Raw genomic sequence first — 11,403 nt, forward strand, 5'->3', positions numbered from 1 at the left:
AAAAGAGGCGGTCCGCCAAAATGTTACACGTGGAACGCCTCTTTTGATTTTATTTAATTTTTGTTCCGTTCGGAAGCGACTGATCAACTGTAGTGACCGAAAGCCCATCGTCATGGGATCCAGCCAAAATCATCCCTTGGGAAAGCTCTCCTCTCAGCTTGACCGGCTTCAGGTTTGTCACACAGATCACTTTTCTGCCAATCAGGTCTTCCGGTGAATAGTGCTTGGCAATCCCTGACACTACCTGACGTTTTTCCGTGCCAAGATCCAGCTGAAGCTTCAGTAGCTTATCCGCCTTCTTGACTGGTTCTGCATGAATGACTTCGGCCACTCTCAGATCCACTTTAAAGAAATCATCTACCGTGATTTCTTCTGTTTCTGCCGCTTTTTCCTCCGGCTTTTCTTCTGGAGCAGTGCCTCCGGACATCTGGGATTTAATATATTCCACTTCCTCTGCCATATCAAGGCGCGGGAAAATCGGATCTCCTTTCACGACCTGAATGTCTTTCAGATGGCCAAAGGTTTTCAGACTGTCCCATTCGGTCAATTCCCCGTCCTCGATCCCTAGCTGGGTGAAGATTTTTGCCGGGGTTTCCGTTAAGAACGGCTTAAGCAGAATCGCAATTCTGCGCAGAGATTCTGCAAGGTGGTGCATAACAGATCCCAGATCACCTGTTTTGGATTCATCTTTAGCCAGTGCCCAAGGCTGCGTTTCATCAATGTATTTGTTTGTCCGGCTGACAAGCTGCCAGACAGTGGAGAGAGCGATGGAGAATTCCATTTTTTCCATCGCATCCTCGTAGCGCTCTGCAGCCGTCCGGTTCATTTCTTCAAGAGCACGGTCAAACTCGGTAACAGATCCTTCATATGCCGGGATACGGCCGTTAAAATATTTGTCGATCATCGCAACGGTCCGGTTAAGCAGATTTCCTAAATCGTTCGCCAGATCATAGTTGACTCTTTCTACGAAGCCTTCCGGGGTAAAGACTCCGTCAGAGCCGAAAGGCACCTCGCGAAGGAGGTAGTAGCGGAGTGCATCCAGTCCGTAGCGCTCGATGAGGGTCACCGGATCAACAACATTCCCTTTTGATTTAGACATCTTTCCGTCCTTCATCAACAGCCAGCCGTGGGCGAAAACCTTCTTCGGAAGCGGCAGGTCAAGCGCCATCAGCATGATTGGCCAGTAAATCGTATGGAACCGGACAATCTCCTTGCTCATCAGATGAACATCAGCCGGCCAGTATGTACGGTACTTCTCATCCTGATCCGTTCCATAGCCAAGTGCTGTAATGTAATTGGAGAGAGCATCAATCCACACATAGACAACATGCTTTGGATCTCCCGGCACTTTCACGCCCCAATCAAACGATGTTCTGGAAACCGCCAAATCCTCAAGGCCCGGCTTGATGAAGTTATTGATCATCTCATTTTTCCGGGATTCCGGCTGGATGAACTCCGGATTCTCTTCATAATATTTCAGCAGGCGGTCCGCATATTTTCCAACACGGAAAAAGTAAGACTGCTCTTTTACAAGTTCAACAGGATGCCCGCTGTCCGGACTTTTCCCGCCGACAATTTTCCCGTCTTCCATAATGGGATCAGCCAGCTGGTGAGCTGTGTAGTAGGTTTCATCAGGGATGGAATACCAGCCTTCATACTCGTCCAGGTAAATGTCGCCCTGGTCAAGGAGCTGCTTGAAGATTTTTTCTACTACCGTTTTATGGCGCTCTTCCGTCGTACGGATAAAGTCATTATAAGAAATGTCCATCCGTTTCCACAGGCTTTTGATTCCATCAACAATTCCGTCTACATACTCCTGTGGAGAAACACCTTTCTCCGCAGCTTTTTGCTGAATTTTCTGGCCATGCTCGTCCGTGCCTGTTAAATACATGACATCAAAACCGCGCATGCGCTTATATCTTGCCATGGCATCGCCTGCAGTTGTTGTGTAGGCATGCCCAATATGTAAATTTCCGCTTGGATAATAAATCGGAGTTGTTATGTAAAACGTCTTCTTGCTTTCCATGAGTTCCACTCCTCGGCTTAAATTAGAAGAAATGCCCCCGCCCCAGAGGACGAGAGCATATTTATACCGTGCATCTCTCTTTATGATACCATCTTAGCCTTTAATATCAAGAAAATATACCACATGTATGGACAAAAAATTGGGTGCTTTTCAGAATTATATATTATTGCAGTCATTCCAAATGCTGGATGATTTAATTTTTTGTTGAAATTTGTCGAATGCTGTATATAATTAAACTTTGAAAATACTATTTTCCTCATCATAATCTGCTGGAACAGATAGGTTTATTTCCCTATTTTTTAGGGTACTTGGTCTAGTAAAAACCTTACTGCAGAAGGAATTACAGGAACCCCTGTAATTGATGTGAAATTATGTGAAACAAAGTGATTGACGTAATTTGGAAACACTGTTATGCTTATGAAGCAAACAAATTTTGTCGAATTATGACGAAGTTAAGAGAAAAAAAGCATATATAGCAAATATGGGAGGAGAACATTCAATGAAATCTACAGGTATTGTACGTAAAGTTGATGAACTAGGCCGCGTGGTGATTCCGATTGAATTGCGCCGCACACTTGGAATTGCTGAGAAAGATGCATTGGAAATCTACGTTGATGATGAGCGCATCATCCTTAAAAAATACAAGCCAAACATGACTTGCCACGTAACTGGTGAGGTGTCTGATGACAATATGACTCTTGCAAACGGCAAATTGGTGCTCAGCAAAGAAGGCGCTGAACAACTGATCCAGGAAATCCAAAACCAATTTCAATCTAAATAATAAGCACAAATAAAAAGTCCCTTTTCAGGGACTTTTTTCTTATGGGATTTATTCATTTTCTTCTTTATGGTATTCGTTATACACTTCTCTTTTTGGCAGTCCTCTTTCAGTGGCTACCGTTTTAACCGCTTCTTTCGCTGATATCCCTTTTTCAATATAATGTTCGACATGGGTAATAATCCCTATTCCGTTCCACCATGCCGTTTCGTCCTGCTCCACTTCTTCTTCTGCTGCTCCCTCAACGAGAACACAGAATTCGCCCCGGATTTCGCTTTCTTCTGCCCATTTGATGGCTTCTTGCAGAGAGCTCCTGACGAATTCCTCGAATTTTTTCGTAAGCTCTCTTGAGAGAACCACTTTCCTGTTCCCGAGAACCTCTTCCATCGCGCGCAATGCTTCTTTAAGACGGTGCGGGGATTCATAAAAAATGATGGTTTCCCGCCTGCTTTTCAGCTGTTCCAATTCCTTTTTCCGTTCTTTTTTCTGACGGTTTAAAAACCCGTAAAAATAAAAGGGCTGCGGCACAAGTCCGGATGCCATCAATGCAGTCAGTGCAGCATTTGCTCCAGGAAGCGGGACAACGGAAATGTGTTCAGCCAAAGCAGCCGCAACAAGCTCACTCCCGGGGTCTGAAATCGTCGGCATTCCGGCATCACTCACAAGTGCCACATTTTTTCCTTCGTTCAGAGAATCGATAATCCGGTAGCCGCTGCTGTCTTTATTATGTTCATGATAGCTTGTTAAAGGCGTGTGAATCTCGAAATGATTGCACAGCTTTTTTGACTGCCTTGTGTCCTCTGCCGCAATCAGATCCGCTTCTTTCAAAATGCGGATCGCTCTGAAGGTCATATCCTCAAGATTGCCGATCGGCGTCGGGACAAGATAAAGGGTCCCCTTCTCCGCATTTTCCCTGAAGCTCTGCTGAATCTGCATGCTCATTCATCCTTTTCCAAATTGGAAGACGGGCTTCCAAATATTTTTCTTTATTCTTTCTTGTCATCCTCTTAAAAAAATATTCTTCTCTCATGGCTTCTGTTTTGGTCCCGAACGGTGCAGCATAGATCAGCTCGACAGGCCTGCGCGCTCTCGTATATTTGGCCCCTTTTCCTTCATTATGCTTTTTCAGGCGTTCTGCCAGATGGTTGGAGTAGCCGCCGTAGTAGCTCCCATCACGGCATTCCAGTACGTAAAAATAATGACTATTCTTCTCCATAAAGGATGGTCCTGATTTCCTTCGTATATTCATGGTTCTCATCATAGACGAACAGCGGCGGAAGAATCTTCAAATCAGGCTGGCCGCCCTTTGTTCCTTCTATTAAAAGAGTGTTTGATTCCCGGCCCTTTTTCGGATACACGAACTGAATCCGTTTTGGCTCAATTTTATACTGCTTCATATACTCCGTGATTTCAAGGAGCCGGCCAGGCCGGTGAACAAATGCCACTTTTCCGCCCGGCTTGACCAGCTGGCTGCTCACCCGTACGGCATCTTCCAGCGTACAATGGATTTCGTGGCGGGCGATAGCCAGATGTTCATTCTCATTTTGTTCCCTTTTCTGCGGTGTTTTGAAGTAGGGCGGATTGCAGGTGACCACATCATACTTCTGATAACCCAATACAGAAGGCATATCTTTCAGATCCCCATGAATCATCCGGATCTGGTCCGAAAGCGAATTGTATTCGACACTGCGCCTTCCCATGTCATAAAGCCGTTCCTGAATTTCCACCCCGGTAATCTGCGCTTTCGATCTGCTGCTCAAAAGAAGAGGAATAACAGCATTCCCTGTACAGAGATCGATCACATTCCCTTTCTGAATCGGCATATAAGCAAACTTTGAAAGCAGGACCGCATCCAGCGAAAAGGCAAAAACACTGGGACTCTGTATGATCCTCAAATTCTCCGCCAGCAAATAATCCAACCGTTCATCTTCAAATAAATCGACGTTCATCACGTAATCCCTTCCTATTGTTCTGTCGTGGAAGCATATCCAGGTCCATAAAAAAAGCCTCCAAATGGCAGGAGGCTACTTTTTGTTTAAGAAGGACAGGCAGAAGAGACAGTCTCCATCCTTCCGGAGACTTCCGTAATGGACGTTGCAAATATGGAAGCCCTCCTGGTAAAGTCTGGCCAGATTATCATAGCCTTCCCCAATATCCAGACTGTCTTCTTCGTTCTGGGCCTTTTCCTTCCGATCATCACTGTGCGGACTAGTTTTCTGCCCGGAAGAAAGGTCAAGCCTTCTTCTTAAGTTTTGATTTTCAAGCGACAAGGCCTGATTTTCTTCTATTAACTCGGCTATATGCTGCTTCAATGCACCCAGCTGGTTATATAGAGAACCGATTTGGTCTTCCAGGCTGGTCACAGATTCGAAGATTTCTTTTTTCTCCACACTTTCCACCTCATTCTGTGGACTGCATCACAGCGCCTTCCTGCTGTAGCTCTTCCCAGCTGAACTCAACCACACCGTCTCTTTCCTTCAGCTGTACCTGCAGAATCCGCTCTAAAATATTCAATCCGACTACTTTTCCTGTTCCTGATGGCGTTTTAATCATCTCGCCGAGGTCGGGAAGGAGCTCTTTCGCGGATTCATATTCATCATTTTCATACTTCAGGCAGCACATAAGCCGTCCGCACAACCCGGAGATCTTCGTAGGGTTAAGGGACAGATTCTGGTCCTTTGCCATTTTGATGCTGACAGGCTCAAAATCCCCCAGAAATGTGGAACAGCAGAGCATTCTTCCGCAAGGACCGATTCCTCCGAGCATTTTGGCTTCATCCCGGACACCGATCTGCCTGAGCTCGATCCTGGTTTTGAAAATGGAGGCTAAATCCTTTACAAGTTCCCGGAAATCCACCCGGCCATCTGCTGTAAAGTAAAAGATTACTTTATTCCGGTCAAACGTATATTCCACATCCACAAGCTTCATATCGAGCCCATGCTCTCCAACTTTCTGCTGGCATGTCTCATACGCACGCAAAGCTGCTTCGTGATTTTCCTCGACAAGCATCCGGTCCCTCTGATCCGCTACCCGAAGCACCTTTTTTAAAGGAAGGACCACATCATGCTCGTCCACCTTTTTGCCTGCCACCACAATCTTGCCGAACTCTACACCCCGGACCGTCTCAACGATGACACAGTCATCCTGATTTATATCAAACCCATTCGGGTCAAAATAATAGATTTTGCCGGCTTTTTTGAACCGGACCCCTACTACATCATACAAAATTATCCCTCCTGCAACGTTAAAACCAGCTGCTCCATCAAAAGCTGCGGATTCGCATTCGACTGGAGCTTCCGCTTGGCCTCCAATATGCTTAAAACCCTCTCTGTTATACGTTGCTGACCTGTTTGAAGGGCCTCTTTCTCCAAGGTTTCCTTCATATCTATATAAATAAGTAAATCTTCCATTCCCGTCTGAATGGAGAGAAGGTCTTTATATAAAAACAGCAATAAATCCAGACCTTGTTCCTGTTTTTCTTTATCCGGAAAAAACGGCATCCACTGAGTATGGATCAGAACGAGTGCCTGCCCCTTTCTAACCGTCAAGGCTTCATACAATTTTATCACTATCGCTCTAGCTTCTGCAAACCAATCATTTCGACTTAATTCGATAGCATCCTCAAGATTATTCGTCATTTGGGCTGCTGCTGCTGCCATATATGCCAAAATTCCCTGATTCTCAAGTTCTGTCCGGATCGCACGGGAAGGCAGCGGACTGAACGGCAGCACCTGGCATCTTGACTGAATCGTATCCAGAATCATGTGAACCTGTTCCGTTGTTAATACCGCCATGGTATCCCTGCCAGGCTCTTCAAGAAACTTTAAAAGACTGTTGGCGGCATTCGCCGTCATCTTTTCCGCATGGACGATCATATAAAATTTTCTGGAGGACTCCAGTCCCTTTTTGGTGAACTCCCCTTGAAGGCTCTGAATCTGGTGCTTTTTAATCGACAGGCCATCCGGTTCGATCACGTGCAGATCCGGATGATTCCCTGAGTCTATGCGCCGGCAGCTGCTGCACGTGCCGCAAGGCTCTGCATCTGTCCGCTCCCGGCAGAAAAAGCTTTTCGCAAGAAGGACGGCGGTTTCTTTTTTCCCCGTACCTTTTTTCCCTTCAAAAAGATACGCATGGGCCAGCCTTTTTTTCCCGATGCTGTTCCCGAGCAGCTTCAGCACCCTCGGCTGATAGATCTCAAGTTCTTTCCATGTCTTCGTCATTGTAATCACTCACTAAATATATAAATTTACCAGCATTCCTTTAATCTCCCCTACGGTTCCAAGGATATCAATGGATGTCTTTTCTTTATTGACGATTTCCTCTGCGAGCACTGTAAGCTTTTCATCGATCTGCTCCACCAGTGTCAGTGAGCGGCTGTTCCCTTGGAAATCCCAGCTCTTTGACTCTCTCAGCTGCATCCCGTAATCCACGGCTTCCTGGACAATTTTCTTCACGAGAACTTTGACCCTCGCCAAGTCCTGAAAATTCCTTGACCTGGAGAGTCGCGCTCCTGCTGTTTCAAGTTCCTGGATCATTTGTCCGAGCTGTGCAGCCTTCAGCTGTCCGCTTTCCTTCAGAACCGCATTTCTAAAGTTTCCCGAGGAAGCTGTAAGATCTGCCTGGCGTACTCCCCGTTTATCCGGGGGCACCCGGAAATCCTGATTTATTTTCATGATGGCCGCTCCTTAAAATTGATGGAATTCATCAACGGGAAGAACAAATACCGTCGCGCCGCCTACTTCTACTTCCACGGGATAGGGAACATATGAATCTGCGTTTCCTCCCATAGGCGATACGGGAGCCACCAGCTGCTCTCTCGACTGGGAGCTGTCCTTGATGATTTGAAGCGCCTTCTGCACCCTTACTTCATCTGTCCCAATCATGATGGTCGTGTTCCCGGACTTAAGGAATCCGCCGGAGGTTGCAAGCTTCGTTACACGGAATTTATGATCTGTGAGTGATTTAATCAAACGGTTTGTATCCTGATCCTGTACAATGGCAATAATCATCTTCATTTGGAATTCCTCCTCCGTATTATCGGTTCAATTCATCTATAATCAGCTGATAGACTTCCTCGGCCACCAGTGCGGGCGGCTGGTCCGCATTTACCGAAAGGATGCGCTCGGGATACCTTTTCTTCAAAAGTGCGTAGCCTTCCTGCACTTTCTTATGAAAAGAAAGGTCTTCCTGATCAAGCCGGTTGACCTCCCGGTTCTCCCCGGCATAGACTCTCTTCAGGCCTTTTTCAGCTTCAATGTCGAAATAAATGGTCAGGTCCGGCATCAGGTCTTCAATCGCAAACAGATTGATCGAGAGAACCTCCTCCATTCCAAGTCCCCTGGCATACCCCTGGTAAGCGAGCGAGCTGTCAATAAAACGGTCACACAGCACGACTTTATTTTGCTGCAGTGCAGGCAGGACTTTCTCAGCCAAATGCTGCCGCCTCGAAGCTGCATAAAGCAGTGCCTCTGTCCTAGGGTCCATTTCGATATTTTCCGTATCCAAAATAACCTGCCGGATCTGCTCCGCAATCCGGATGCCTCCAGGCTCCCTCGTCGCTTCCACATCTCTGCCTTCCTGCTGCAGCCTGGTGTATACTTCTTTTAAAATCGTCGTTTTTCCTGCACCTTCAGGACCTTCAAACGTTATAAACCTGCCTGTCAATCTGCTCAACCTCTCTTATATACCAATACGTTATTTACATTGTGGTGTCCCTGAAAGCGTGCGCCTTGCTCCTTCATCTGAAGAATCCATTGAAGATGAAGGGAGGTAAGTTCTTCCCCCGCCAAAACAACGGGGATGCCGGGAGGATATGGGATAATCGGCTCTGCCATAACCCGTCCTGCCGCCTGTTCAAGCGGAAGACTCTCTGTTTCAAGCTCCTCCCTCTCCCGATAAGACAGGGCAAGCCTCGCCGGCGGAAGAGAAGGGAAAAATACCGCTTCAGGTCTTCTGCCGGCTGTCCCGGCAGAAGCGAGCTCTTTTTCAAGACTGGCCGCCGGAAGTTCCTGATTCCCGATTCCCGCGACAAGCAGCAGGCTTCTGTCATCGGCCAGCTCACCATAAAGACCGCACCTCTCAAATATCTTCTGCAGCCTGTAGCCGGATAAACCCGATTCAGACTGGATTGAAAGCTTCAACGGATCGTGCATGGCTTTTGCATCCTTCGTCCTTACTGACTGAATTCCCTCTGCAGAATTAAAGTACTCATGCCATTTTTCGGCATTTTGAGCAGCTTCTTCTGCTCTGCCGGACTCTTTAATATCCTGAATAAATGCTCTAGCCAGATCAAGGGAAGCCATAATTGGATAGGAAGGACTGCTGGACTGCAGCATCGCCAGCATCCGAGCCGTTTTTTTGATGGAAACCAGCCCGCTGTTCACATGAAGATACGAGCCCATCGTCATAGCGGGAAGGGTTTTATGTGCAGACTGTACGACTGCATCGGCACCCGCTGCGAGTGCCGATTCTGGAAATGGGGCGCCAATGCCAAAATGCGCACCATGTGCCTCATCCACAAGAACCGGGATATGACAGGAATGAGCGGCACGAATTACATTCGTCAAATCGGCCGTCACTCCGTAGTAATTTGGATTTGTTAAAATAAGCGCTTTTGCCTCTGGAAAATCGTTCAGCGCCGCCTTGATCTGTTCCTCTTCTATATAAGAGGGAACCTGCAGTGCTTCGTCCAGCTTAGGACTCAGGAAAACCGGATCTGCCTTCACAAGCTCAAGAGCATTCATAATCGACTTATGGCTGTTCCGCTGTACCAGAACAGTATCACCCTCACTGCAGCAAGCCATAATCATCGCAAGATTTCCTGCCGTCGAGCCATTCACAAGGAAAAACGTCTTCTCTGCCCCGTAATGGGAGGCAGCCAGCTGCTCTGCTTCAAAGATGATTCCTTGAGGATCATGCAGATCATCAAGCCCCGTCAGCTCCGTAGCATCCAGCTTCAAAAGCTCTTTATAATAAGGCGCAGCCTGCTCCGGAAAAAGCTGTCCATACTTATGGCCTGGAACATGAAACGAAACCGGCCCCTTTTCATAATGCTTAACAAGCGCTGAAAACAATGGAGTATACATAAGAAATAGGTCCCATCCTTCATCTGCATTACCTCCATTATACCAATTATCGTCCTTTACTTCAGCACCCATTCCAATCTCCCGCTGCAAAAGAAAAAAGACCCTCTCAGGTCTCACGAATACAGCGGCGGCGTCTTCACACTCTTTAGCTTTCTGACAAAATAATCATACTTCGGCTCTTCCGCCTCCGTCCTGACCATTTCTCTTTCACAATCGGTACATATGAAACTCGTATAAAGATGAATCCCGTCGAGCTTTGGCTGATCACATATAATACAATCCTCTGCCTTCCGAGCTCCGTTCACACTTTCGCTCAATTCCTCCACCTCCATACTGCTATTTTTGCCAGCAGCGGCAAGTTATATACAAAATTCAGAATCTTACACCCCTGGCTGTATCCCTCTGCCCTTAATGTATGTAGGTATCCGCCCATCTGTGTATGTCTTGGTAAAAGTTTTGGGGTTTGGGGGTGAGGTGGGCTGAGAGATGCGGTGGGTCGAGTGGATGGGTGAAGGGGTTGAGAAGGGGGTCGGCTAGAGGGTTAGCAAGGGGATTGGCTAGGGGGTTAGCAAGGGGATTGGCTAGGGGGCATTATGTAAACTAAAACCAATTATTGATCAAATTGCGGAAAAAGCGTTTAATCCGGAGAAAGATCGGTCATTTTGGAGGCTTATCGATCAATTGGAGCAAGATATTAATCTATTGGTTACATTCGAAAGGCCAACATAGTGGAAAATGGATTTGAAAGGGCGTTTCAGCGGAGTTTCGACCGATTGGAGGACGTATCCATCCGGTTATTTGCGAAAATCACTCATTTATTTGCGAAATGGGCTTCAACGCTCATTTTTGGTGGATGGATTTCTCAGAACAGTCTCAAACTCTGTCTCCGGCTGCCTCAAAAAGTGCGGAATCCCACCTTTTGCGATCGAGATTTTCGATATATTATCGAAATGGCATCGTTTATTATCGAATTTTTTCATATATTATCGAATTTCTTTATTTATTATCGATATTTCCTATATATTATCGAATTTCCTTATATATCATCGAAACGCTGGCCCATTGCACTATTACCAGGAGTCTGGCAGAGGGATCCGGAGTTCTGGTCTGCCAGTGTATCCGCTGCCCGTCCTCCACTCTACCGGATTCCCGGTGTACGTTCCGCCTATCCTCCACTCCGCCGGATCCCAATATACGATCCGCGTATCCGCCACCCCTCTCCACTCACTAAACCTGAGCGTATCCACCGGCTTCAACCCCTGGATATGCATGCCTCCCGCAAACCCGAAAAACACAAAAAAACCCGCCCTCAGCGGGCGGATCTCTTCATATGAACCTGGCGGCGTCCTACTCTCACAGGGGGAAACCCCCAACTACCATCGGCGCTGAAGAGCTTAACTTCCGTGTTCGGTATGGGAACGGGTGTGGCCTCTTCGCCATAACTGCCAGATCTTTAGAAAGATTGCTCTTTCAAAACTGGATAACGAATGTTCACGAGTGTCATGCCTTACGTT

General features: G+C 46.9%; 12 protein-coding genes, 1 rRNA gene and 1 pseudogene. 1 reads left to right on the forward strand and 13 read right to left on the reverse strand.

Annotation, left to right across the window (positions count from 1 at the left end; all coding sequences use genetic code 11):
* Positions 1-49 precede the first annotated feature (49 nt).
* A complete protein-coding gene (gene metG, locus GKZ89_RS17865) occupies positions 50-2,026 on the reverse strand; it encodes a methionine--tRNA ligase (RefSeq protein WP_155113762.1) in 1,977 nt (658 codons plus the stop codon).
* Positions 2,027-2,525: 499 nt separating this feature from the next.
* On the opposite strand from metG, the gene abrB reads away from it, so the two are divergent.
* The gene (gene abrB, locus GKZ89_RS17870) at positions 2,526-2,807 is read left to right on the forward strand and encodes a transition state genes transcriptional regulator AbrB (RefSeq protein WP_035412587.1); all 282 of its coding nucleotides are present in this window, start codon (positions 2,526-2,528) and stop codon (positions 2,805-2,807) included.
* Positions 2,808-2,855: 48 nt separating this feature from the next.
* Here the strand turns inward: abrB and rsmI are convergent, their stop codons facing one another.
* From rsmI to rrf, 12 genes and pseudogenes are all read right to left on the reverse strand, one after another.
* Entirely contained in the window at positions 2,856-3,746 is an 891-nt protein-coding gene (gene rsmI, locus GKZ89_RS17875) for a 16S rRNA (cytidine(1402)-2'-O)-methyltransferase (protein ID WP_241680315.1), read from the reverse strand.
* A gap of 22 nt (positions 3,747-3,768) precedes the next feature.
* A pseudogene (locus tag GKZ89_RS17880) lies at positions 3,769-4,020 on the reverse strand (GIY-YIG nuclease family protein); the annotation flags it as partial.
* Positions 4,007-4,753, reverse strand: coding sequence for a tRNA1(Val) (adenine(37)-N6)-methyltransferase (locus GKZ89_RS17885; protein ID WP_155113765.1), 747 nt, complete (start codon positions 4,751-4,753; stop codon positions 4,007-4,009). The pseudogene GKZ89_RS17880 and the gene GKZ89_RS17885, both read right to left, overlap by 14 nt.
* Before the next feature lie 75 nt (positions 4,754-4,828).
* Positions 4,829-5,194 carry a DNA replication initiation control protein YabA gene (yabA, locus tag GKZ89_RS17890; protein WP_162357069.1) on the reverse strand — a complete coding sequence of 122 codons (366 nt, stop codon included), beginning with the start codon at positions 5,192-5,194 and terminating at the stop codon, positions 4,829-4,831.
* 10 nt (positions 5,195-5,204) lie between these two features.
* Entirely contained in the window at positions 5,205-6,029 is an 825-nt protein-coding gene (gene ricT, locus GKZ89_RS17895; RefSeq protein ID WP_155113766.1) for a competence/sporulation regulator complex protein RicT, read from the reverse strand.
* A gap of 2 nt (positions 6,030-6,031) precedes the next feature.
* Positions 6,032-7,024, reverse strand: coding sequence for a DNA polymerase III subunit delta' (gene holB / locus GKZ89_RS17900; protein WP_155113767.1), 993 nt, complete (start codon positions 7,022-7,024; stop codon positions 6,032-6,034).
* A gap of 12 nt (positions 7,025-7,036) precedes the next feature.
* Positions 7,037-7,477 carry a YaaR family protein gene (locus tag GKZ89_RS17905; RefSeq protein ID WP_155113768.1) on the reverse strand — a complete coding sequence of 147 codons (441 nt, stop codon included), beginning with the start codon at positions 7,475-7,477 and terminating at the stop codon, positions 7,037-7,039.
* 12 nt (positions 7,478-7,489) lie between these two features.
* Entirely contained in the window at positions 7,490-7,819 is a 330-nt protein-coding gene (locus tag GKZ89_RS17910; RefSeq protein ID WP_155113769.1) for a cyclic-di-AMP receptor, read from the reverse strand.
* Between the two features lie 19 nt (positions 7,820-7,838).
* Positions 7,839-8,468: a dTMP kinase gene (gene tmk, locus GKZ89_RS17915; protein WP_155113770.1), complete on the reverse strand. Its 630-nt coding sequence runs from the start codon at positions 8,466-8,468 to the stop codon at positions 7,839-7,841.
* 5 nt (positions 8,469-8,473) lie between these two features.
* Positions 8,474-9,961, reverse strand: coding sequence for an aminotransferase class I/II-fold pyridoxal phosphate-dependent enzyme (locus GKZ89_RS17920; RefSeq protein WP_241680316.1), 1,488 nt, complete (start codon positions 9,959-9,961; stop codon positions 8,474-8,476).
* A 41-nt stretch (positions 9,962-10,002) separates the two neighbouring features.
* Complete coding sequence (locus tag GKZ89_RS17925) at positions 10,003-10,221, reverse strand: sigma factor G inhibitor Gin (protein ID WP_155113771.1); 219 nt, start codon at positions 10,219-10,221, stop codon at positions 10,003-10,005.
* Between the two features lie 1,002 nt (positions 10,222-11,223).
* Positions 11,224-11,339 (reverse strand): 5S ribosomal RNA (gene rrf / locus GKZ89_RS17930).
* Positions 11,340-11,403: the final 64 nt, after the last annotated feature.

The organism is Metabacillus mangrovi (assembly GCF_009711125.1).
GTDB lineage: Bacteria > Bacillota > Bacilli > Bacillales > Bacillaceae > Metabacillus_B > Metabacillus_B mangrovi.

What these genes read in the sequence shown, in the direction of transcription:
- rsmI (WP_241680315.1), bottom strand. Translation starts at nt 3,746, where the DNA reads ATGAGCATGCAGATTCAGCAGAGCTTCAGGGAAAATGCGGAGAAGGGG.
- GKZ89_RS17910 (WP_155113769.1), bottom strand. Translation starts at nt 7,819, where the DNA reads ATGAAGATGATTATTGCCATTGTACAGGATCAGGATACAAACCGTTTG.
- holB (WP_155113767.1), bottom strand. Translation starts at nt 7,024, where the DNA reads ATGACGAAGACATGGAAAGAACTTGAGATCTATCAGCCGAGGGTGCTG.
- GKZ89_RS17925 (WP_155113771.1), bottom strand. Translation starts at nt 10,221, where the DNA reads ATGGAGGTGGAGGAATTGAGCGAAAGTGTGAACGGAGCTCGGAAGGCA.
- abrB (WP_035412587.1), top strand. Translation starts at nt 2,526, where the DNA reads ATGAAATCTACAGGTATTGTACGTAAAGTTGATGAACTAGGCCGCGTG.
- GKZ89_RS17885 (WP_155113765.1), bottom strand. Translation starts at nt 4,753, where the DNA reads ATGAACGTCGATTTATTTGAAGATGAACGGTTGGATTATTTGCTGGCG.
- GKZ89_RS17920 (WP_241680316.1), bottom strand. Translation starts at nt 9,961, where the DNA reads ATGGGTGCTGAAGTAAAGGACGATAATTGGTATAATGGAGGTAATGCA.
- metG (WP_155113762.1), bottom strand. Translation starts at nt 2,026, where the DNA reads ATGGAAAGCAAGAAGACGTTTTACATAACAACTCCGATTTATTATCCA.
- GKZ89_RS17905 (WP_155113768.1), bottom strand. Translation starts at nt 7,477, where the DNA reads ATGAAAATAAATCAGGATTTCCGGGTGCCCCCGGATAAACGGGGAGTA.